At 36.9% G+C, this 20,645-nt stretch carries 23 protein-coding genes and 2 pseudogenes; 6 read left to right on the top strand and 19 right to left on the bottom strand.

The features are described 5' to 3' along the window. Nucleotides 1–43: 43 nt before the first annotated feature. From LM917_RS22685 to LM917_RS22635, 11 genes and pseudogenes are all read right to left on the bottom strand, one after another. Nucleotides 44–574: a DUF1643 domain-containing protein gene (locus LM917_RS22685; RefSeq protein WP_232699986.1), complete on the bottom strand. Its 531-nt coding sequence runs from the start codon at nucleotides 572–574 to the stop codon at nucleotides 44–46. A 37-nt stretch (nucleotides 575–611) separates the two neighbouring features. Further along, nucleotides 612–1,124 carry a hypothetical protein gene (locus LM917_RS22680; protein ID WP_232699985.1) on the bottom strand — a complete coding sequence of 171 codons (513 nt, stop codon included), beginning with the start codon at nucleotides 1,122–1,124 and terminating at the stop codon, nucleotides 612–614. A 448-nt stretch (nucleotides 1,125–1,572) separates the two neighbouring features. Next, nucleotides 1,573–1,869: a hypothetical protein gene (locus LM917_RS22675; RefSeq protein WP_232699984.1), complete on the bottom strand. Its 297-nt coding sequence runs from the start codon at nucleotides 1,867–1,869 to the stop codon at nucleotides 1,573–1,575. Between the two features lie 29 nt (nucleotides 1,870–1,898). Beyond that, a complete protein-coding gene (locus tag LM917_RS22670) occupies nucleotides 1,899–2,201 on the bottom strand; it encodes a recombinase family protein (RefSeq protein ID WP_232699983.1) in 303 nt (100 codons plus the stop codon). Between the two features lie 136 nt (nucleotides 2,202–2,337). After that, nucleotides 2,338–2,814 carry a GNAT family N-acetyltransferase gene (locus LM917_RS22665; RefSeq protein WP_232699982.1) on the bottom strand — a complete coding sequence of 159 codons (477 nt, stop codon included), beginning with the start codon at nucleotides 2,812–2,814 and terminating at the stop codon, nucleotides 2,338–2,340. A gap of 286 nt (nucleotides 2,815–3,100) precedes the next feature. After that, complete coding sequence (locus LM917_RS22660; protein WP_232699981.1) at nucleotides 3,101–3,934, bottom strand: MBL fold metallo-hydrolase; 834 nt, start codon at nucleotides 3,932–3,934, stop codon at nucleotides 3,101–3,103. A gap of 228 nt (nucleotides 3,935–4,162) precedes the next feature. Next, a pseudogene (locus LM917_RS22655) lies at nucleotides 4,163–4,453 on the bottom strand (type II toxin-antitoxin system PemK/MazF family toxin); the annotation flags it as partial. Nucleotides 4,454–5,827: 1,374 nt separating this feature from the next. Further along, nucleotides 5,828–6,175, bottom strand: a complete 348-nt coding sequence (locus LM917_RS22650) for a hypothetical protein (protein WP_232699980.1) — start codon at nucleotides 6,173–6,175, stop codon at nucleotides 5,828–5,830. Between the two features lie 738 nt (nucleotides 6,176–6,913). Continuing rightward, nucleotides 6,914–7,501, bottom strand: coding sequence for an Imm64 family immunity protein (locus tag LM917_RS22645; protein WP_232699979.1), 588 nt, complete (start codon nucleotides 7,499–7,501; stop codon nucleotides 6,914–6,916). Nucleotides 7,502–7,610: 109 nt separating this feature from the next. Continuing rightward, complete coding sequence (locus LM917_RS22640; protein WP_232699978.1) at nucleotides 7,611–8,213, bottom strand: colicin D domain-containing protein; 603 nt, start codon at nucleotides 8,211–8,213, stop codon at nucleotides 7,611–7,613. Between the two features lie 592 nt (nucleotides 8,214–8,805). After that, a complete protein-coding gene (locus LM917_RS22635) occupies nucleotides 8,806–8,955 on the bottom strand; it encodes a hypothetical protein (RefSeq protein WP_232699977.1) in 150 nt (49 codons plus the stop codon). 146 nt (nucleotides 8,956–9,101) lie between these two features. On the opposite strand from LM917_RS22635, the gene LM917_RS24850 reads away from it, so the two are divergent. Then, the gene (locus LM917_RS24850) at nucleotides 9,102–9,275 is read left to right on the top strand and encodes an HU family DNA-binding protein (RefSeq protein WP_373688820.1); all 174 of its coding nucleotides are present in this window, start codon (nucleotides 9,102–9,104) and stop codon (nucleotides 9,273–9,275) included. Between the two features lie 229 nt (nucleotides 9,276–9,504). After that, nucleotides 9,505–9,714: a YonK family protein gene (locus tag LM917_RS22625; protein ID WP_232699976.1), complete on the top strand. Its 210-nt coding sequence runs from the start codon at nucleotides 9,505–9,507 to the stop codon at nucleotides 9,712–9,714. Here the strand turns inward: LM917_RS22625 and LM917_RS22620 are convergent. After that, nucleotides 9,699–9,914, bottom strand: a pseudogene (locus tag LM917_RS22620) (oxidoreductase); the annotation flags it as partial. The gene LM917_RS22625 and the pseudogene LM917_RS22620 sit on opposite strands and share 16 nt — an antisense overlap. A 166-nt stretch (nucleotides 9,915–10,080) precedes the next feature. Here LM917_RS22620 and LM917_RS22615 point away from each other — a divergent pair. Beyond that, nucleotides 10,081–10,566, top strand: a complete 486-nt coding sequence (locus tag LM917_RS22615) for a MarR family winged helix-turn-helix transcriptional regulator (protein WP_232699975.1) — start codon at nucleotides 10,081–10,083, stop codon at nucleotides 10,564–10,566. A 23-nt stretch (nucleotides 10,567–10,589) separates the two neighbouring features. On the opposite strand, the gene LM917_RS22610 is transcribed toward LM917_RS22615, so the two are convergent. Then, the gene (locus LM917_RS22610; protein ID WP_232699974.1) at nucleotides 10,590–11,483 is read right to left on the bottom strand and encodes an NAD-dependent epimerase/dehydratase family protein; all 894 of its coding nucleotides are present in this window, start codon (nucleotides 11,481–11,483) and stop codon (nucleotides 10,590–10,592) included. Nucleotides 11,484–11,738: 255 nt separating this feature from the next. Here LM917_RS22610 and LM917_RS22605 point away from each other — a divergent pair, with 255 nt between their 5' ends. Beyond that, the gene (locus LM917_RS22605; RefSeq protein ID WP_232699973.1) at nucleotides 11,739–12,713 is read left to right on the top strand and encodes an AAA family ATPase; all 975 of its coding nucleotides are present in this window, start codon (nucleotides 11,739–11,741) and stop codon (nucleotides 12,711–12,713) included. Nucleotides 12,714–12,888: 175 nt separating this feature from the next. On the opposite strand, the gene LM917_RS22600 is transcribed toward LM917_RS22605, so the two are convergent. After that, the gene (locus LM917_RS22600; RefSeq protein ID WP_232699999.1) at nucleotides 12,889–13,872 is read right to left on the bottom strand and encodes an FAD-dependent oxidoreductase; all 984 of its coding nucleotides are present in this window, start codon (nucleotides 13,870–13,872) and stop codon (nucleotides 12,889–12,891) included. Nucleotides 13,873–14,021: 149 nt separating this feature from the next. On the opposite strand from LM917_RS22600, the gene LM917_RS22595 reads away from it, so the two are divergent. After that, nucleotides 14,022–14,909, top strand: a complete 888-nt coding sequence (locus tag LM917_RS22595; protein WP_232699972.1) for a LysR family transcriptional regulator — start codon at nucleotides 14,022–14,024, stop codon at nucleotides 14,907–14,909. An 86-nt stretch (nucleotides 14,910–14,995) separates the two neighbouring features. Here the strand turns inward: LM917_RS22595 and LM917_RS22590 are convergent, their stop codons facing one another. Beyond that, nucleotides 14,996–16,036 carry a Bug family tripartite tricarboxylate transporter substrate binding protein gene (locus LM917_RS22590; RefSeq protein WP_232699971.1) on the bottom strand — a complete coding sequence of 347 codons (1,041 nt, stop codon included), beginning with the start codon at nucleotides 16,034–16,036 and terminating at the stop codon, nucleotides 14,996–14,998. Nucleotides 16,037–16,561: 525 nt separating this feature from the next. Between LM917_RS22590 and LM917_RS22585 the strand changes: the two genes are divergently transcribed. Beyond that, on the top strand, nucleotides 16,562–17,458 hold the full coding sequence (locus LM917_RS22585; RefSeq protein ID WP_232699970.1) for a GNAT family N-acetyltransferase: 897 nt from the start codon (nucleotides 16,562–16,564) through the stop codon (nucleotides 17,456–17,458). Here the strand turns inward: LM917_RS22585 and LM917_RS22580 are convergent, their stop codons facing one another. The 4 genes from LM917_RS22580 to LM917_RS22565 all read right to left on the bottom strand — a co-directional run bounded on the left by LM917_RS22580 (nucleotide 17,459) and on the right by LM917_RS22565 (nucleotide 20,415). After that, a complete protein-coding gene (locus LM917_RS22580) occupies nucleotides 17,459–18,244 on the bottom strand; it encodes a DeoR/GlpR family DNA-binding transcription regulator (RefSeq protein WP_232699969.1) in 786 nt (261 codons plus the stop codon). It lies immediately after the preceding gene. Nucleotides 18,245–18,401: 157 nt separating this feature from the next. After that, nucleotides 18,402–18,644, bottom strand: a complete 243-nt coding sequence (gene hfq, locus LM917_RS22575) for an RNA chaperone Hfq (protein WP_232699968.1) — start codon at nucleotides 18,642–18,644, stop codon at nucleotides 18,402–18,404. A gap of 29 nt (nucleotides 18,645–18,673) precedes the next feature. Further along, nucleotides 18,674–19,627, bottom strand: coding sequence for a tRNA (adenosine(37)-N6)-dimethylallyltransferase MiaA (miaA, locus tag LM917_RS22570; protein ID WP_232699967.1), 954 nt, complete (start codon nucleotides 19,625–19,627; stop codon nucleotides 18,674–18,676). A gap of 2 nt (nucleotides 19,628–19,629) precedes the next feature. Next, nucleotides 19,630–20,415 carry a class I SAM-dependent methyltransferase gene (locus LM917_RS22565; protein WP_232699966.1) on the bottom strand — a complete coding sequence of 262 codons (786 nt, stop codon included), beginning with the start codon at nucleotides 20,413–20,415 and terminating at the stop codon, nucleotides 19,630–19,632. Between the last annotated feature and the right edge of the window lie 230 nt (nucleotides 20,416–20,645).

The raw sequence follows: 20,645 nt of genomic DNA, 5'->3' as shown, positions 1-20,645 counted from the left end.
CATTACATAGCAATGTAGAACTGCATACTATAAAACTAATCTTTTATTGGAATATCTCAAATTTCCCATTCTTGTTTAAATAGCACTTTTTTAATGTGTGAAGAACTTTATTTGGAGATAATATGTAATCTGGCTGCTTTGATTTTGTTAATCTAAAGCATTTCAACTTATGATTATTGTCTCGCAATAGGTTGAGAAAATCTTCATTCTTGGTTGTAACAGAATCATTACCCCAAAATAATATTACCTCGTCTGCTTTTACTACTGCATCATGAATGAAGGTAAAATTATACTCATCAAAATAACGATCGTGCTTTATATCGTCCTTTTTTGGGCTAACCATTGGATACAAATTGACTACCTCAATGCTTCCGAACTTATCTTCAATATGTTCAAACACCTTTGATAACGTTGAGCCAAGTCTAAATGCATGTGGGTTCAATCTAGCAGGATTATACATTATTATAGTTGCTTTTGGTTTGTTTCCATCCCATTCTCTATACAAATTGTACCGATGTAGCTTAGTTTCATCGCAAATATTTCTGGCTACAATTTTATCCCACATATCTGACATTGCAATGCCTCCTCATAAAACCCTCATTTCATTATGACTAATACTTAGGTAGTGTAATTATACTCTCAGGAATTTTCTCTATTGGTAAAGTAGAATAATATGGGATAGTGTCTAACAGTTTTTCATTAAGGCTACTTAAAGCCTTACTAGATTCTTTAATAATATCTTCTTTATCGTAGTTATTGCAGTCAAAAACATAGTCATAATAGGGTGTTCTACTTGATCCTTTTAAAGTTGAACGAAATCTATTTTCAACTCCAAAAATGTCCTCAATTCCTAATTCTCTAAAAGGGGCAAGATAAATTCTTAAAGTGATTCCAGCTATTAAATTCTTTTCATAACTACTCCTTCCACCAATATATTGGACTGCTGCAACTTGAAGGTGTATATTTTTTGTGCTATGCTCACTTCGGATCTTGGAAGGAAATAAAAAAGGAACACTTTCAACTCTCTCTCTTTCAAATTTCATTGTATCCACTACAAATTTCAAATCATTGAGTTGTTTACAAATCTCCCAAAATAGTTCTTTTCCTTCCGGATTCAATTTCATCTTATACCCACCCCTTATATGATTAATATTTGAATCAATTGAAATCCCCATTTTACCCCGAATAAACAAAGGGATTATTCTCAATCATGCTTGACCACCTACGCCCAGACACCTCTGGCATTAAACTTCAATTAGTTTCCCAGTTATAAACGTGTATATCTTCAACGTCGCTCTCATTAATCCTATTAATAAATTGTGAGTTACACGCTGGTGCATGAGCATAAATTAGTAACTTTTCTACACAGGCAATTTGTCTATTCCATTCTTCGTTCTTGGGTGTGGCATTACCACACAATCTCCCTACGTATATTTCACCGTTGTTAGCATCCATATTTAAATACCAGGTTTCCTGTCCAATTCTAGTGTAGAAAGTTTAGTTAGTTCTTCTAACTTAGTCCTCCACTGAAGATCAATTTTCAAGTTTTTCTCGACCGTCCTTCCGATCAAATTACCCTTTGATCAGATTTTTCCAGTTTTTTATTATATATTGCTTATCATTAATGTGCGTTGAATCAATTTTAATTACTTCGAATTTGGTGACTTCTCCAGTACTATAAATATTTTCAGCAATTTGCTCAAGCCATTCATATACTTCTTCATAAATATTCTTATTCGCATTGATCACGGCGGCTGCTGTGCCAGATAACCTCACTTCAAACTTAGGAATTCCATTTTCTTGAATTCTAATCCCACAATAATCTCCAACAGGTAATTCATATCCTTGACCAATTTTTATAAGTTGCATATTATCTTCCCCCTAATTAAATCACCGTTTTATTTACCTTCAACGAAAACCACTTCAACTCCAGTCTCATGTAGTTGGCTCACAATATTTGCAACCTCTTGTGGTTTCCTAGAAAAATGTGAATGGTCAGCTACAATTACTTTCTTAAGTTCTCCGTACTTTGCCTTCTCAATTAGAAGATTCAATCGAGGCTTATTAACGGACAAGTCTGATACTCCACAATCTGAAAATATTATTAAATCACCATCTTTAACATCATATATACATTTTGAAATTTGTCGCTGTATTGCCTCCGTGTCATGTGTTCCAGTACGTGCATATATAGCTACCATATATCATTTTCCTTTCAAATCTTTTCATTTGTTCCTCGTCATAAGTTTGCAATAAGGAGTCTAATAAATCTGCATCCAGAGAGACATGAAAATAAACTCCTGGACTACTGCTGCCTTTATAAGCTATCGATCTCCGTTAGTTCAATCTAAGCTCCATTCTTCTACTCTTCGTTGTCATTCCGATTGATTCATAAAATAAAATTGCAGAAGCATTTTTCTCCGATACCCCTAATTCAATACTATCAACCTTCAGACTTTCCCCGAAATCAATAACATATTGCATAAGTCTCTTTCCAACACCCTTATTTCTGTACGTTTCGGAAACACACAAACTATTTACAAATAATATCTTTCTCGCTTTCACAAATGAATTTTCAGTTATGTCTTCTTCCTTCGTCACAACTACTCCGATTATCTCTAAGCCTATGGTAGCCACAAAAATATGCTGTTTGACATCAATTAGCTGGCTTTCGAAGATTTCTTTCCCGACTGGAGTTGGGTTTTCTATATACAAATCTGGTCTTTCAAAAACGTGTAGATCATGAACCTGCCTGAACAAAGACAACAAAGACCCGTAGTCATCTTGATGAGCGTTTCGGATAGATATATCCATATTTCTCCCTCCCCCGGTCAGTTAACGTATTTTACCACGCTTACTCTTTAACCAAAATAGTTTTATTGAGCATTTCTGCCCGTTAGCGTAATGACTACAGTTAGCCCATATCTTTATTTTCTTAATCTACAACATTATTTTCAGTGAACAACAGGTTCCCGATACTCAGATATTGTGCAGTGCCGTTAAAGCTGGAGTGCTCCAATTCTATAGAAGTCCAGGGAATAAAGCTGGCTTCATGCCTATAACAGGTGGTTTACCTAAAGGTCATTCCTCAAATATCATATCAATAGCTCAGTTTTAACCCTACTCCAACTTCCTGTAAATAAGTCACCCTAGAAAGAGCTATTTTTGCTCGTAAATCTGTACAATGACAGGCATGTATGGTCAAAGGTTTTAGTTGCTTAAAATAATTTACTGTTTCATCTAATTGGTTTTTCTCTGTTTGTAGTAAATGGAAACCACCTATAATATCAACAATACGGTCATCGCCACATATCTTTTTAGCATATTCGACAATATTACAGATACCGGCATGTGCACAACCAACGATAATGATAAGACCCTCTTTCATTTTATAAACTAATGCGCTATCATCTATTAAATTGTCTGGTGTTCCATCTTCTAAAAAGCCAATTGTATCATGTCCTTCATAATCAAAGTATCGAGGGATTGTACTTAAAAACACGAGATTTTCTGTTATCCATACAGGTTCTCTCGACAACTTTATTCGAAAATGGTGTGATAGTTTTTTTTCGCTAATAATACTGCCTATCTCCCCTATATTCGGCTCTAGTTTGCTTTGGAAAGCTTGCTTATGTGCAATAATTGTTGGTGAATTAACAGGTAGATTTTCCAACCTCGCTTCAAAATGAAGTTGTACTAAATGGAATAACCCCCATGTATGATCCACATGACCGTGTGACAAGGCAATAAAATCAAGATTTCTTAAATCAATGGCTAGTTTTTGAGCATTTTTTAAAACCGCATCCGAATAACCCGTATCAAATAGAATTCTTTTCCCATCAGCTTCAATAAATGCAGAAAAAGCAGGTTCAGCAATAAAATATTGATCGATAAATGTATTATTATCAACAAGTATTGTCAGTTTCATTTCCATGGTTTCTCCTCCAATAAAATCATAGTTTTATTCTGTGCGTACTTTATTTGGCACCATAGTCCTATTATATCACCCGTAAAAGATAGCCAGGATTTTATTATTTATTGAATAATTGAGTAATTGTAAAAAATAGAATTCCTACCACAAAAACCACTCCTATACGACCATAATATTTTCTGCTCCACTTGTGGCAATTTGGTAGGGCTGCAATCCATGCATAGCCTTTTTATCAATAAGCCCTAAATTAACCATCATAGAATAGTTAATCTGTTCCATAGTCTTTTCGTCAAAGTGTGCCACTTTTTCGATGAGTCGTGTTTTATCAATACATCTCAATTGTTCCATCAATACTACTCTATCTTTCTCCAGCCCATTTTCTTTTGCGTTAATCTCAACATGTGTTGGTAAATTTGTCTTCTGAATCTTACCTGTAATGCAAGCAACAATTGTTGTTGGAGAAAACTTATTCCCAATATTATTTTGTATTACTAACACTGGACGTAGCCTACCTTGTACTGATCACGTCTCGGGAAGATCTTGCCGAATTAATTCAGTATTCATATGAAGCTAACCAACCAGATATCAGAGTTATTAGAATTGGTAGAACTGATAAAGATGCTGATGATGCTGCATATAAGATTTTTAGAGACTCAGTAGATCCTGACACAATAGAATTAAGACCAAAAGAAACTTATACTGGTAAAACAAGGGATGGGGTTATAGTTACATATCGAGGTTGGTCAAAGTCTGGTGAACCAACGTTATCCTTTGGAGGAATAAAAGGTTTAAGAAAGTTAAAATTCATAGCTGAATATTTTTAAAATAAGAATATTAGTTGGGAGGAAATGTTCTTGTCAAACAAGATCACACATATAAAGGACGAGAATGAAATTAATCAAATAGAGAAGATTTATAGGAGTGTTTTCAAAGGAAATGACGCTTATGAGGAAATGTTCCAATAAAATGATTCTCTTTCTTTTATTATTTACCCCCAACCTAGTTTTTATATCGACGAAGATTTATTTCACATTGTAAAAAATACTTCAATTTCCATGGGAGATACCTATTTCTATATCTCTGAAGTAGAAATAGATTCGATAGATCAAATTTCCGAACAAAATCATTGAAAAATTCCTGTTACTACTACTTACGAAGAATATTGTTCGACTGATCCTCTTATTCTTTATGAAAACGTGTTTTATTCACCTAAAGGGAAATGGGGGTTATTTATCTGCCAGAATGATTTTGCAATCGTAGGTGGCAATCAGGAATTCATTAATTTAATTAAAACTGGGTACCCACATTGGGAAGAAGGTTTAAGCTCGTATTATAATAATTTACATCCACGCTTTAGGACAAACGATAAAAAATGGGTTCAACAATACCTACAACAACGAGAAAACCTTTTTATAGCCGCCCAAGAATTCGCCAAATTCACTCCTCCTTCGGTTCCCTGTTGGAGGGTAATATCATTTTCTCTCTTTTTTTGACATTCCTACTAACTAAGTAATTGTTTGCATCTCATCCAATGCCAACAGTTTAAAGTAATAATAGTGAAAAACAAACATGCCATTTAGTGAATGATTTGTTGATCCACTAAATGGCAATGAAATGCGTATTTTATTTAATTCAAAATTGCAGTCTCTTAATTTCTTCATAAATTTCATCTAGTGTTTTAAAAACACCAATTTATTCAATATTCATATCCTTTACTTCATGGCTCTGATATTCTTTCTTCCCAACTCCGAACATTTCAATCAACTGTCTCTATTTTTTATTTCTTTTCTTTTTATCTAACTTTTTCTTTAGATTAGCTAAATCTTGTTTCAAGGTTCTATTTTCCGCTTCTAATTTATCTACCTTCTCGTATAGTATAAGTTTCTCATTGTTCTGCTATTCAGTTCCTTTTTTCTTATAGCTTAATAAGTCTTTTAAGAAAACACCCATTGAGATTGCCAGTCCAATAAATCCAAATGAGGCACTGAAAATGGTAACAAAATTGGGGTTGAATGATCCCTTTTGTTGAACAACTATACTATTGTCTGATTTTGGTTCGCCATTTACTTTCACTACTGTACCATCATTATACTTTACCACTACTGTGTCAGAATAATAAAGTTGTTCATTCGTTTTAGCTAACTGCATTGCAAAGAATACTATGATTGCTATTTCAATTATCATAACTGCTGCGAGCAAAAATAAGATTATTTTTTTCGGAATTCCTAAAATTTTACCAAACACAAAATCTCACCATTCTCACCTTTTTTCTTCATATTACTTTACAACCTAAAATTGTTTAATTCAACTGAATAACAATTTAATTCACAGGATAATCTTATACTTTAGACTTATTTGACCTCATCTCACTTACAAAACTAACACCATGATTATGTTAAACGACCTTCAAGAATCGATTGAAAAACTCTGATTTTTTATTAGTTTCAATTCCCCTCCTCTTATAGTATAAAAAGACCTTATATCCTTCCTCTGTATTATAAACTTTGACGTAATATGGAGTTTTCTTAATTTGAAACTTGATGTCAAGAATCATTATCCAATCCCCTTCTTCTTGTGGATTGCAAGAACAAAGAAAAGCTCTTCAAAGAATGAAATTCCACTTTTATTGGCTAGTTTGGTATAAATCTATTATCTAGGAATATACTATTAATAGAACGTGATAACCTGTTTATTTACTATTTGGTAAGTAGGCAGGTTATCGTTTTTACAAACTAAATCTTGTTGTCAGGATAGTAGAGAAAATTTGTTTGTCTTTAAATTTGCATGAAGTATCACCTTATGATAGTCGCTCAAAAAAATCTTACAAAATATTAAGCGTGAAGCACCTACTATTTTAGTTCATCTTTTGATATTGGACTCTGATTAATTTTGGTTTTGGTGCTTTTTTTACTAATCTAAACAATAATATTCCTTTTCTCAGTCTCACTGAGTTAAGGAATATTATTGTTTAGATTAGTATATTTATTTTCTTTCATTAAGACCAGTAATATCCCAATCACTTTTTTTAATCTTGAGACTTAAGTCTGTAGGAATAAATTCAAGGGAATAGACAGAATATCCAAGATTAAAAAAATCTTTAGGAGAGTATTCTATTTCTGCTTCTTGATCACAAAATCCATATTCAAAATTTACATATTTATATATATGCCTAACCATAGAGCAGATGAAATCTTCAGCTTCTAGAATCAAAGATTCACTATAATCTGGTATAATGTCTTCCTCTGAAATGTCAAGGAGAAAGCCTTCTACGTTTTTTTCTCGAATGATACGAAGGACGGTTGAAAATGCATTATCTTTAAAGCTTTTAAAAGATAGGCTAATTTGTACCATAAAAATAGATTCAATTTCTGAGTAAAATTTGTTCAATGCAGCATTATCTGGATTATCTACTGTTATCCAATTAGCCGTCTCCTTTTCGGTACTATATTGAATTCGATCAACTTTTATATCATATTTGGTTTTTAGTGCATTAATAAGATTACTGCACTGTGACTTTAGATTTTGTTTATTAGGGTCGTACACCAAACCAATCGAAGTATTAGCCCCCATAGAAGCCCTCCTTATTAAGAAAATGTCCTCTAAAAGGAATGTGTAAGATTAAATATTATCAGGTTTCAAACTCTTCCTTTTAGAGGACTATTTTTGATGTTAAATCTTTTTACGCATGTCTTTCTCTTTTAATCGCCGCACCATTTTCCCGATGAAAATTTAACTGATCTTTAGTAGCTTTCCATCCTGAAATAAAATCTCCATCCATTTCAGTATATACCATTAAGTCGTTTGGTTTAATCCAAACAAGAACCTGCTGTCCATGATATGTAGATACATAGATCTCAGTTGCTGTTTGAATATGCCAGTCAACTGCATCTAGAAATTTTTTTGCATTTTCTTTATTGTATGAACCATACACGCCAAAATCTTTTGCATGTTTATATTTTGCTTGAATCTGCTTATCATCAAAATAAGGTTCGATTGACTCTGTTATACCATTAATGATTAATTTGATTATCTTACCCCATACCATTGGTTGAATTTCATCATTATTTTTTCTTTCTGCATTAAAGTCATAATCTGATAGCTCTTCTTCGATTTTATCAACAATTTCTTTTTCTTCAGGAGTAGTATAGTTGGTAAGCTCAATATTTTTTGGAGGTTCCTCTTCGCTAGCATAAGTGTTTTGCATCGGTAAGATAGACGTTGATACAAGAATGACAGTTAAAGCAATAAGTAACTTTTTTGATAAACTTTTAAATAAATTCAATATTTTCCACACCTTTCTTTTTTTTCCAATTATAAAACCATTTTATTTAATTGCAACATAAATTCATAAAATTTGTTGTTAATAAAATATTCTCAATATAGATCATTGTATTATTCATCAAGGTTTTTTGGAGGTTAGTATAGTTACTAGGACCCATCATAGTTAAGTTCTTACAATGAACATGGGAAGAGATAAGTACAGTTATATAATTCTACGAACAAGAGATTTAACGAAATTTTTAAGAGAGCAGTTGCCTAGAATTTTATCATACTGGTCAAAGGTAAAGAGTTTACCTAGCAAATACTACATATACAGCGGGAATGGGTAACAGATATTATCTGTATCCATACTCCACTGTTAGGTGTGTCTATTACTGGTTTAACCCATCACCAATTCCCCTCTTAAAAAACATTATCTTTTTTATCATCAGAAGGTACTATAATTAAATTTTTGTTAACTGGAACGACTATATTTTTACAAGGGCTACATGGTTGATGTTTAAGTTCCTTATCTTGTATCTAGATTCCTTAACTAGAATTCTAGATTAGCTTTTCTTCCTTTGTTAAATTTAAACATTATATATTTATTTTATTTAAATCATATACGTAAGTTTCGCATCAACTTGGAAAGGATCATAATCTTGACTTGCTGCCATAATATTATGATTCTGCCCAAGTGCTTCAAACACAAAGAAGCCAACCCAATTCTCTCCGAGTTTTTGCATATCAATTTTTTCCGACATTCTATCGCCCCATTCTCAACAACATAGATTTATATTTATTCATCTTTAATGAACTGAATGCAAATTTCTTTATCGTAACCATAATTTCTACATGCAACCCATCTGCAATTTTTACATGTAAGCACTTTTCATTACCTCCCTTGTAAATAAAATCGAGATTTTATTTACTCACTTCTTCAATCAGAATACCATTATACCCATCCTCGCCATTCAGCAGAAGTAAAGGTCATAACCAACAAACTGGCGAAGAAATTGACATCCCTGAAACCAAGGCTCCTGCATTTAAAGCATCTAAACCACTAAAAGAACTTATTAAATAAAATAAAAATATTATTATTCAATAAATATAAAGTTGTCCTTGAGACTATTTTGATTTTGCAAGAGGACAGAAAGGTTACCGTCACGCCCTAGTGGTTGAAAGAGATGTGGGATACGCCGCCCCACCCTGCAAGTTTTCAGAACAATTGTGGAAATATCATCTAATTCGTAAAGGGTTACACCGTCCCTCAAACGGTGTTTACTTATTTTTAGGATAACAGGAGGATTTTTATGGCAAAACGTGTTCACTCTTTAAGTTTAGAAGGGAAATTCAGTCATGAGATTGGTTTAAGTGAAGAGGCAGTAAAAAATATAGACACAAAAGAAACTATGATTCTATATTATAAACTCTATGATCTGCTTAAAGAATTTGATGGTAAACAAGTCAGTATCACTATCAAAGAAGAAGATGAAATCGAAGCTGCCGATGCTGCTGGGTGATTAATCACCGTGCCCTCGGTAACGATCAAGCCCACTCCCTTTTCCGCCCGTCGCCTGTAGTAATGTAAGACATCCTCGCCCGGCACTCCGTCTGGTGAAAATGCTCGTGTCTTTGGCGCCATAACAATTCGGTTAGATAAAGTAAGTCTGCCTATTGTAAGAGGGTGAAACAATGATTGAACTGAGTGATTTTCTTTCAAAAGATGCCTCCTTTTGGTTAGCCCAACAGTAAAATAAAGCTCTACATGTTTCTTTCCACTCCCTTTTTGAAAGTCGTTCAAATTATATTGGCACATACAACTTGACAACATAATTAATTTAGTAAATAATTTATTTTTATAATAAGTTAAAAGGGGCTTGAGTTTCATGAGCACAGACAATAACACAGAACTGGATAATGATAACGTAACGAAAGAACTTGCTCTTGTATTCGGGCAGTTGAAACGCGTCGGAAATGTATTCATTCCCTCAAAGGATCTCCGACAAAGCGAAACAAACTTGCTTGTTTACCTGACCTATCTATGTCCTCCGGGCTCAAACGGTATAAAAGTCTCCGAACTAAGTAAGCAGTTAAAAATAACCTCAGCAGCAGTTACACACGTCATCCACAAGCTTGAACAGACCGGGTACATTACACGCACGATCGCTCCTAATGATCGACGGTCTGTTCTCGTTACGGCCACTGAAACCGGACACAAGTTTGTCAAATCAAGAGAACAAGAGCTTTTTGATCGTTTTCAGCAGTTACGCGAACATCTAGGTATTGATGATACCAAACAGCTGATTCGGATTTTAGCTAAATCCGTACAATTCCTTAGCTCTTATCAGGATATTCACGAGGCCAAAGCATAGTCCAATCACGGGCTATGCTTTTATCATGCGTTAACCTTATAAGATCCTTCTTCAATCTCTTTGAGAATCGATTTTGAAGTGGCTTTCCATTGTAGTTGCTGTTCAGCTCTTGATCCAGATATTCTTTGATTAATACTGGACCCCCAAGCAGCAGGTCCGATTACTTTAACCGCTTCTTCATACGTCCACGATTCAATTTTGTTTTCTACTCCGGCTATTTTTCCAATGGAATTCATGAGCTCTTTCGTTGTAATCATTTCTCTGGATGTTGCATTAAATAATGAGCCAGGTTGTGCTTGCGAAAAAGCGCATACATAAAGGTTCGCCAAGTCATCGACGTCGATTGTTGACCATGCATTTTGTCCATCATTTATATATTTTGCAGATTGCAATTGCTTCGTTAGTTTAATTGTTGCTTGAACTAACCCACCTCCGCGTCCATAGACTAGAGTTGGACGAATTACAACCGTACGGATATTACGCCCAGCAGCTGCCACCACTTCTCTTTCCTGATTAGCTTTCCAATTCAAAAAAGGTAAAGGATTCAGATCCGAATCCTCGTCAACGATATTCTGAAAGGTATCGTTATAGATTAAGGTTCCGCTTGTATAAATGAATGGTTTTCCACTACCTTCTAAACCATCCAACATTGTCTTAACTGCGGATACGTCGAGCTTTTCCATGTCTGGAGTATGTGATATTGCCGTATGAATAACACCGTCGACTTTCCTTACACTTTCCTTTAGCAAAGATAAATCAGCAAGATTTCCTATAATCGGATCGATCCCCATTTTAATTAACCGCTCAGCTTTCTCTTGTGATCTTACGAGTCCAGAAACCTGATAACCTTCAGATAGGAAATGTTGTGCTATTACTGATCCAACATACCCCGTGACCCCTGTAATGAATACTTTCAATATAAAACCTCCTTCACATATAATTAATTTAGTAACTAATATACTTTATGTATTATTTAGTAATTTTAATATTTTGTCAATACATGAATAAGAAACATTTAAATATTCCGCCAAATAAAATGCTATCTCCGTTGAATAAACATTATCATCATCCACTTCCCCAGATTTTCCTCAAACCAGTATTTCTTTTTATACAGATTTTCCAATTCCCTGCGTATACATATAGTATGTACTACGGAAAGCGGGTGAGCGAAAATGAAGCAGAGTGCTATCGTACCGTCCAAAGCGATTATGACCGAATCAACGGAGTCACCCAATCGGATTCAGGTCGTCTTTCATCATCCAGCTTCTCAGCCTGTCAAGGAAACAGATGCTCTCGTGGATACCGTTCGTTCAACTGCTCCTGACCAGGTTAAAGTGGCAATTAATGAATTAGAAAAAATGATTGGGCTCGGGGAGGCTAAACGAGTTATGTATGAGATCTATGCTCTCCTTCGCACCAATCGTGAAAGATTGAAGCACCAACTACGAACGGATCAACAGGTATACCATATGGTGTTTAAAGGTAGCCCAGGTACTGGTAAAACTACGGTAGCTCGCATATTTGGGAAAATACTTAAAGAAATGGGGATTTTAAGTAAAGGGCATCTAATTGAAGCAGAGCGTGCCGACCTGGTGGGTGAATATATTGGGCACACTGCTCAGAAAACACGCGATCTAATAAAAAAGGCGATGGGAGGAATCCTGTTTGTCGATGAGGCGTATTCGCTTGCACGCGGTGGCGAGAAGGATTTTGGCAAAGAGGCGGTGGATTGCCTCACAAAGGCGATGGAGGACCACAAGAATGACTTTATCTGTATTCTTGCTGGGTATACAGAGGAAATGGAGGAATTTTTACAGATCAACCCGGGTCTCCCCTCACGTTTTCCGATACAGATTCACTTTGAAGATTATCAGGTGGAGGAACTACTGGAGATTGCGGAAATGATGGTGTTGGAAAAAGAATACCTGCTTTCTCCTCCGGCTAAAGAAAAAATCCGGACTCACTTACATAAGCTGCTACAAGATCCCTTTTTAGTTTCGTTTAGCAATGCAAGATACATACGGAACGTGTTGGAGAAAGCAGTCCGGGCTCAGGCAATGCGATTGTTAAAGAATAACCAGCTCACCAGAGATGACCTCATGATATTACGTGCAGAAGATATAATGCTTGGAACGGTAAGGCCTTAAAGTAATTGTTTACTGATAATGTCCCATTTAAAAAGCATCTCGGTGATCCACTGAATATGCTTTTTACATAGTAAGTAGTACAGAAAAAAGCGATCAGCTAGAGTAGGTAATCTGCCCCTGATCGCTTTTTTGTCCCTTCATCCAATTCAACCTTGCACAGACATTCTTTACCCTACTATTTTTTTACCGTAACTCTTCTTATCGCATACTCTGCGGCTGACGTTCCCGCCAATTTTCCAAATACAGCACCAGACATTAAGCCTGAACCACCTGGATAATTACCGTAGAAGATGCCTCCGATCATTTCACCTGCTACGAACAGACCATTTATTGCCTCCCTATTTTCATCCAACACTTCCCCCATTGAATTAGCATGTACTCCTCCAAAGGAGAATGTGATGCCACACGTTACAGGAAAAACGTAGAAAGGACCTTTTTCAATACGTAATGCCCAGTTTGACTTCGGAGGTGTAATACCTTTTGTGCCTTTACCATCTTTTTCAGTAGGGTTATAACTCCCCTCTTGAACGGAATCGTTATACTTTTTGATTGTTTGTAAGAATTGCTCCTTGTCTACGGGGAGTGCTACAATCTGATTGTTTTCCTTACATAATTTATATGCACGAGATTCATACCATATCTCGATACCTAATTGTTTGGCACGAGCATTCAAGTGCTGAATTAAGCCAACACCTTTATTTTCCGTTTTAACAGGAAGACCTCCCCAGAAATGATGGATACCGCCTTTTTCAAAGGATTGATTATCGTAAATGAGTTGAAAGTTTATTCCATGACTTTTCATCCAGGCAATGGTTTCATACGATTTTGTAACGAGCTGCTCTGCCAATTCAGGTGTACTCTTGCCCCCTGTCACTCTCATCAGATCTTTCAGATACTCGGTCGTATTGTATGGGGGAATATATATGTTTGCTGCTTCTTCATCTGTCATTTCCGGCATGATTGCTCTAATATCCTCCAGCCCATTGAAGGCGAACCGTATTGCACCATCCGTAAAGAAGGAATTTCCCCCTCGTTTGTGCTCTGGACCTTTTTCTAACACTAGTACCTTTGCGCCCTTTTCCCTTGCAGAGATGGCCGCACACAGGGCTGCATTACCTGCACCAACTATTACAACATCGCTTTCATATGATTGGCTTATAACACCTCTAGCCCCCAGATTAGATAATTGATTTAATTTTCCGAAAAATCATTTATAATTACATGGTAATGCCTTTTTTAAAATAAATAAAATATGCTATTTTTATCATTATCAATAAATATTTTTTATGAAGTATGGAGGATATCTATATGGATGAAAAGGACTGGCTACTCCTTCGTATCCTGTACGAGGAAAAAAATATTACGAAAGCAGCACAGCAATTATTTATGTCTCAGCCAGCTATTACATATCGACTACAGCAGATTGAAAAAGATTTTAATACACAATTGGTTTCTCGTACAAAGAAAGGTGTCGAATTCACGGCACAGGGAGAAAGACTTGTTCAATACTCTACTGAAATGTTACTACAACTGCGGAAACTGAAAGAAGAGATTATTAATATGGATGGACAAGTACGGGGGATGCTTAGATTAGGGGTTTCAGGCAATTTTGCCCGTTATCAATTCCCTCCCCTGCTTAAACAATTTCTCGTTCTCTATCCAGATGTAGAGATTAATTTACTTACTGGTTGGAGTACCGAAATCATGCAATACATTCATAGAGAAGAGATTCATATTGGAATCGTACGTGGAGACCATCATTGGCTAGAAGGCAAGCATCTACTAGCGGAAGAACCCATGTGTATTGTCTCCAAAAATGAAATTGATATCGACAATCTTCCTGCGTTACCAAGGATAAATTACAAAACCGACCCATCATTAAAGAATACGATCAGTGCTTGGTGGCAAGAGAAATATGACGCTCCACCTCTAGTAACTATGGAGGTAGATCGGATTGAGACATGCAAAGAGATGGTGCGAACCGAGTTGGGATACGCCATTTTTCCATTAGCATGTCTGACTGAGAGTGATCAGCTACACTATAGCCTCTTAAGAACCTCAAACAACGAAGTTATCAAGAGAAAAACCTGGGTCATTTATCGCAAGAGCTCCATGGAACTATCTATTATAAGAGCCTTTATTGAGTTTATTACCAGTATGAACGTGTCGGTTCTAGTTCCTAGTTCAGTCAAGTAATCTATTCTTCTGAAAACAGCCAAGAGAGGGCCACTTTTTTTCAAGTAGTACCCTCTCAGTTTTTGTTTAGCCTACTATCGAAACTGTTATTTAGCCATGTCTAATGCTACTAATAATTCTTTAATCATCTGCTCCTGATCCTGTAAAAAGGCTGAAAAATCTACTGAGTTTTTATAATCGCCTTCCCAGCCATTTGATTCGAGTACTTCCTTCCATTCTGCCGATCCTGTTAACTTATTGATTTTATCATTCCAGAACGTTAACGCCTCTGGACTCATTTCTTTTGGTCCAAAAATACCTCTCCATATCGCAAATTCTGCATCAATACCTAACTCCTTCATTGTTGGTACATCTTTTAGCTCACCTCCCAGGCGTTCAGGTGATGCGACTGCTAACACTCTTACTTGTCCTGCTTTTACAAACTGTGTTACCGATGAAGCATCCGTTGCAATTACATCTGCATTTTCACCTAGCAGGGCAGTCATCGCTTCACTTGTTCCATCGTAGGAGACGTATTTGATCGATTTATGATCAATCCCAGATTTATAGGCGGGCAAAATGCCTACCAAATGATACATGGAACCAGGAGCAGAACCGCCAGCAATGGTAATTTTCGAAGGATTGACTCGCAGGGCGTCCAGTAATGAGGAAAGGTCTTGATATTTGGAATCTGACTTAACTACAATAGAACCAAAATCCTTGGTTAGTTGCGCTAATGGAGTAGAGTCTTTATATCCAAAGGGACTATTTCCATCTCGTTTTAAATGATTGATCAAGATTGGAGGAGAACTTGTGAACAGTTTATAATCATTCTTAGTATCCTTTGTAGCATATTCCGCCATAAATACCGCTCCGCCACCACCAGGCTTATTTTCTACAAGCATGGGTTGTACAACAAGCTTAGTATCCGCCATTCCTTTCACAAAGGTTCGTGCTGTTCGATCCCAGCCACCTCCCGCTCCAGATGGTGCTACGACAAGGATTGGTTTAATGGGGTAGTTACTCTTTGCCTGCGCTGATGCATTCGATTTATCGGAATTATCCGAATTAATACCACAAGCAGAAAGGCTTATTGCCAGGATGCAATATAGTACCCCTGTTATCCAAGTGCGTCTTATCTTTTTCATGAAAATCCCTCCAATTCCAAGTGATCGTAAGCACTTCCAACTATATTTACTCGTATTCTGTGGGTATTGCGCTCCGGTTCCCCTTTACATTTATTAGGTAGAAATAGAAATTATCATAATAGAATCAGGAGGTATTTTACAATATTTGTATTTTAAATGAACCTTGTCCCGCTCTTTTCCCAGATAAACTAAAAACCGTCCCCATAAAGAGGACGGTTCACATCGAGCTCAGGCGTATTAAGGACTAGCGGTAATTTTCTTTAACTCATCTACCTCCATTATAGAGTAGACCCATTAAAGCCAACCGTAACCCACACTTTGGTGTATCATTTCATTGTCCACGGCACATCAACCTCCATCAAAGACTGTTGCGCGTATCTAATTACATGACAACCGAGCTCGATGATAATAGTATGACCACTGTCCCCATTTCTATGCAAAGGAAATTCATTTGTTTTCCCTCTACTCTCATGTTACACTGTTCAATGATTTCCAATTTTCAGCAATTTATTGAGGGGGATTTTTTTGAATCAACTGACACAGGGTGCTTATGCCTCTAAAGGTTTGAATGTCAAAGAGATAGCCGGGATTACTCAGCTACATTCCATGTGTAACGATCATGATCAGATTCAGATCAAAATTAATCAAGACAGCCTTAACAACCGCCCCGCCGATCAAATCCATGATTTTATTCATGTAGAAGACGGTAAAGTCGTAGGCTTCCTTGGCTTGTACATTTTTAATAACAAAGAGGTCGAAATTAGCGGAATGGTTGACCCTGCCTTTCGTCGCAGTGGAATTTTTACTAACTTGCTTACAATGGCTGAAGAAGAAATCCGCAACCGAAAGATTCCAAAAATGATCTTCATGTGTCAAGAACATTCTCACACGGGAAAAGCATTTCTAGAATCAATCGGTGCCACCTATTCTTTTTCTGAGTACTGGATGCAATGGAACGAAACATATGGGATTAAAAAAATTATACAACCTCGTATTGCCTTACGAAATGCCACCATCGATGATTTACCTTTTATCATGAAAGCGGATACAGAATGTTTCAATGAAATAGAAGGTGAAATCAGCCGTAAGTTTGCCATTGATTGTATCGAGGGACCTTCTCAACATGTTGAGATTGCTCTTGTGGATAATCAGCCAATTGGAAAGATAGCGGTCATGTTAATACCTGAACGTGCATTTATTTTTGCTTTTGCCGTACTCCCGGAATTTCAGGGGAAAGGCTATGGCTCTGAAATCTTGCAAACCGTCGTATGTGATCTACAAAAACATTTACCTAGTAAAATAGAATTGGAGGTTGCAACGGAGAACGTAAACGCCTTGTCCTTATATAGACGTTGCGGATTTGAAGTCCAATCAGCTAATCTCTATTACATCAAACAATCGGATGTAGCGAAACAAGCATAATTAATACGAAGAGAGATGATTGCTTCCTTTGGCTGTAGTCACTTCTACACCTAATTTTTCCATTTCATCCTGAAGTTGCTTAGGTGTACCCTCATCTGTAATTACTACATGGATGGACGATAATGGACAGACTTTTGAAAAAGCATCCTCACCCATTATGTCATGGGACGCTAGACAAAATCGTCTACGTGAGACCGCCATCACAGCTCTGCTAAAACTGGCAAGCTCAGGTGTAGAGGTACTTAAGCCATTCAAGCTGACTGCATCCGCAGTAAGGAAGCAGATATCAATAGTAAACTGCTTAATCATCTCATTGGCGATTATATCTGTCATTATCCCTGATTTCTTAACTAATCCGCCTACCACATAAACGTCTATTTTTTCCCACTCTCGCAAATGTTCTGCAATTTTAATCGAGTTCGTAACCACTGTCATTTGCAAATGTTGAGGTAAATAGGAAAGCATGCTGTTGTGAAATTGGCTACCTCCCAGAAAGATCGTATCATTTTCCTGAATGTAGGAAACGGATGTTTTTGCTATTGCATTAATATGCGGAACACCGTCTTTCTGGCGATAATTGGTGGAATGTGAAGACTTGCGCACAGCCGAAAAGGGAATTGCGCCTCCATGGGTTTTTTTTAGAAGACCTTGCTCCTCTAAAATAGATAAATCCCTTCTAATTGAATCAATGGATACTTGGAATTGATCAGCCAGATCTTTTACAAGAACACGTTGGGAATTATGTAAAATCTCAAGGATTTTCTCCCTTCTCTCTTCAGCAAACATAGAAATCTCCTACTTTCCGAGTATATTCATTTCCATTTTATTCCGTTATGCGCAATTAAGTCAATATTTACCTCGAAGTCCTTCGCTATTATGCATGTTTTCATGAAAAAAATCAGGGTACCCACAGGGCACCCTGATCTCTTTTCTCACGAGATTGCTATTGCTGTGATTGTTGAGTATCAGACATCAGAGAAACGGGACGTTGTGGTGTAAATGTAGAGATTGCATGTTTATACACCAATTGTTGTTTCCCTTCCGTATCAATGACGATCGTGAAATTGTCAAAGGCTTTGATATAACCACGCAATTGGAATCCATTTACCAAATAGATGGTAACTGCGATATTTTCTCTGCGAAGATGGTTCAAAAACGTATCTTGAATATTGATCGTCTGTTTCATGGACAATACCCCCTAAAAGGACTTGTAAATTATATATTCTGCGAAAACGGGAACATTCCTTCCATCTCGCAGGTAATTGTTTGAAACACTTGCTCGTGAGACTCAGGTTCTGTCAAGTCATACCACGATATTTCAGGCATACGCCGGAACCAGGTAAGCTGTCTTTTGGCAAAATGTCGCGTACGCTGCTTAATATCTGAAATAGCTTTATCAAGGGTTATTTCTCCGTACAGGTACGGAATTAGCTCTTTATACCCGAGACCCTGCATCGCTAACAGATCAGGTGAGTATCCAAGATCAAGCAACTGGCGAACTTCTTCCACCAATCCCGCTTCAATCATGAGGTCAACTCGGTGATTGACGCGTTCATACAGTTTTGACCGTTCCATGGTTAACCCAATTATCTTTAGATTGTAGGGAGAATAGGCAGCCTGATGTTGATGATCTGACATACGTTTGCCCGTTAGTTCATAAATTTCAATCGCTCGAATTACCCTGCGGACATCATTAGGATGAAGCCTGTCAGCCGTAATCGGGTCATGTTCGCGAAGTCGCCGATGGAGTGCTTCAACCCCTTCTGTATCTGCAAACAGTTGCAATCGATCCCGTAATTCAGGATCCTGATCCGCCTCCGAGAATTGGTATGAGTGGGTAACGGACTGTATGTATAATCCTGTGCCTCCTACAATGAACGGTAATTTTCCACGGTGATTTATTTCAGAAATTAACTGACGTGCTTTCGCTTGGAAAATCGCGACAGAGAACTCTTCATCCGGCTCCATTATATCAATCATATAGTGGGGAATAAGAGAGCGCTCTTCCTCTGTTGCTTTTGCTGTTCCGATATCCATCTGTCGATACACTTGCATCGAATCACCGGAAATAATTTCTCCATTAAAATGTTGGGCAAGAGTGAGACTTAAAGCTGTTTTGCCAACAGCAGTAGGCCCAACTATCACGACCAGGTTTTCTTTTTTATGCATGATCAACTCCCCTCCATTTTATCTATATAGCTATAAATCACTTGATGCTCTCGTTTACGATAAGGAGTGAATCTCAACTGTTCGTGTAAGGTTCCAGTTGGTTCTTCTTTTAGAACAACACGACGCCTAGCAACCCGTAACGCCTCTTCAATGGTTGCCATGGTGACGGCGGATTCATTGGCATGATATCGTAATGTGGATATTCCATTTGACTCTGAGACGGCACTTGTGAACATCGGATCAAAATAGACGACATCAAAAGAGTTGTCTGGGTAAGAGGATAAGATATGTGAATGATTACCCTCGATTACCTGTACTCTTCTCATGGCTTCCAGTAGACCTGAAGTACCATTCGTCCAATGCTTCAGACCATCCCTTACCAATTTGGCAATCATCGGCTCTGATTCAATTCCTACAACTTTACCCTGTGGACCTGCCCCATAGGCAAAAACGATAGAATCTGCCCCTAAACCAAGGGTTGCATCTAAAATTGCATCTCCTGGTTTAATTTGGCAAACGCTCAACATGATATCATTATCGCCGCGTTCCAGCCTCTTTATACGGAAGGAAGCAGTGTTTGGATGAAAAAAGAAGGCGGGCTGCCCTTTTCTTTCTAGCCTCGCTCCTTTGGTTGTTACGATCAGAATATCATCCGTTTGGTATTTAAACTGAAGACGCTCTACCGAATCGTCACCACGTTTTACTAAAGGAGCTTGAAACAACTGGGCTAAATCTTCAGCGTGTTTACGTACTTCATCTTTTGGATCGCTGTTTGTGGTAACAATCATTTCATCACTCGTTTCTTACATTCATGCTAAAATATTTATGCTGAGGTGTGTGACATAATATGTACCTCATGCTTTTACATACTTCCTATAGTAGCAAAAAAAGTTACCTCAAACCAATTTATATTGAACTTTCTTAAAGAAAAGGTTCAGTTAAATGATAATGTTAATTTATCAATGTAAACAGGACTCATTTTCAGTCCTTTTTTACTTTTTACCTGAATGTATTTTTT

It is taken from the genome of Brevibacillus daliensis, assembly GCF_021245735.1.
GTDB lineage: Bacteria > Bacillota > Bacilli > Brevibacillales > Brevibacillaceae > Brevibacillus_B > Brevibacillus_B daliensis.
This window is presented reverse-complemented; position numbering and strand designations above follow the sequence as displayed.

Coding starts and splice junctions, on each gene's coding strand:
- LM917_RS22685 (WP_232699986.1), bottom strand. CDS start 574: ATGTCAGATATGTGGGATAAAATTGTAGCCAGAAATATTTGCGATGAA.
- miaA (WP_232699967.1), bottom strand. CDS start 19,627: ATGCATAAAAAAGAAAACCTGGTCGTGATAGTTGGGCCTACTGCTGTT.
- LM917_RS22680 (WP_232699985.1), bottom strand. CDS start 1,124: ATGAAATTGAATCCGGAAGGAAAAGAACTATTTTGGGAGATTTGTAAA.
- LM917_RS22675 (WP_232699984.1), bottom strand. CDS start 1,869: ATGCAACTTATAAAAATTGGTCAAGGATATGAATTACCTGTTGGAGAT.
- LM917_RS22595 (WP_232699972.1), top strand. CDS start 14,022: ATGGATGAAAAGGACTGGCTACTCCTTCGTATCCTGTACGAGGAAAAA.
- LM917_RS22665 (WP_232699982.1), bottom strand. CDS start 2,814: ATGGATATATCTATCCGAAACGCTCATCAAGATGACTACGGGTCTTTG.
- LM917_RS22645 (WP_232699979.1), bottom strand. CDS start 7,501: ATGGGGGCTAATACTTCGATTGGTTTGGTGTACGACCCTAATAAACAA.
- LM917_RS22565 (WP_232699966.1), bottom strand. CDS start 20,415: ATGATTGTTACCACAAACAGCGATCCAAAAGATGAAGTACGTAAACAC.
- LM917_RS22605 (WP_232699973.1), top strand. CDS start 11,739: ATGAAGCAGAGTGCTATCGTACCGTCCAAAGCGATTATGACCGAATCA.
- LM917_RS22615 (WP_232699975.1), top strand. CDS start 10,081: ATGAGCACAGACAATAACACAGAACTGGATAATGATAACGTAACGAAA.
- LM917_RS22590 (WP_232699971.1), bottom strand. CDS start 16,036: ATGAAAAAGATAAGACGCACTTGGATAACAGGGGTACTATATTGCATC.
- LM917_RS22660 (WP_232699981.1), bottom strand. CDS start 3,934: ATGGAAATGAAACTGACAATACTTGTTGATAATAATACATTTATCGAT.
- LM917_RS22580 (WP_232699969.1), bottom strand. CDS start 18,244: ATGTTTGCTGAAGAGAGAAGGGAGAAAATCCTTGAGATTTTACATAAT.
- LM917_RS22635 (WP_232699977.1), bottom strand. CDS start 8,955: ATGTCGGAAAAAATTGATATGCAAAAACTCGGAGAGAATTGGGTTGGC.
- hfq (WP_232699968.1), bottom strand. CDS start 18,644: ATGAAACAGACGATCAATATTCAAGATACGTTTTTGAACCATCTTCGC.
- LM917_RS22625 (WP_232699976.1), top strand. CDS start 9,505: ATGGCAAAACGTGTTCACTCTTTAAGTTTAGAAGGGAAATTCAGTCAT.
- LM917_RS22670 (WP_232699983.1), bottom strand. CDS start 2,201: ATGGTAGCTATATATGCACGTACTGGAACACATGACACGGAGGCAATA.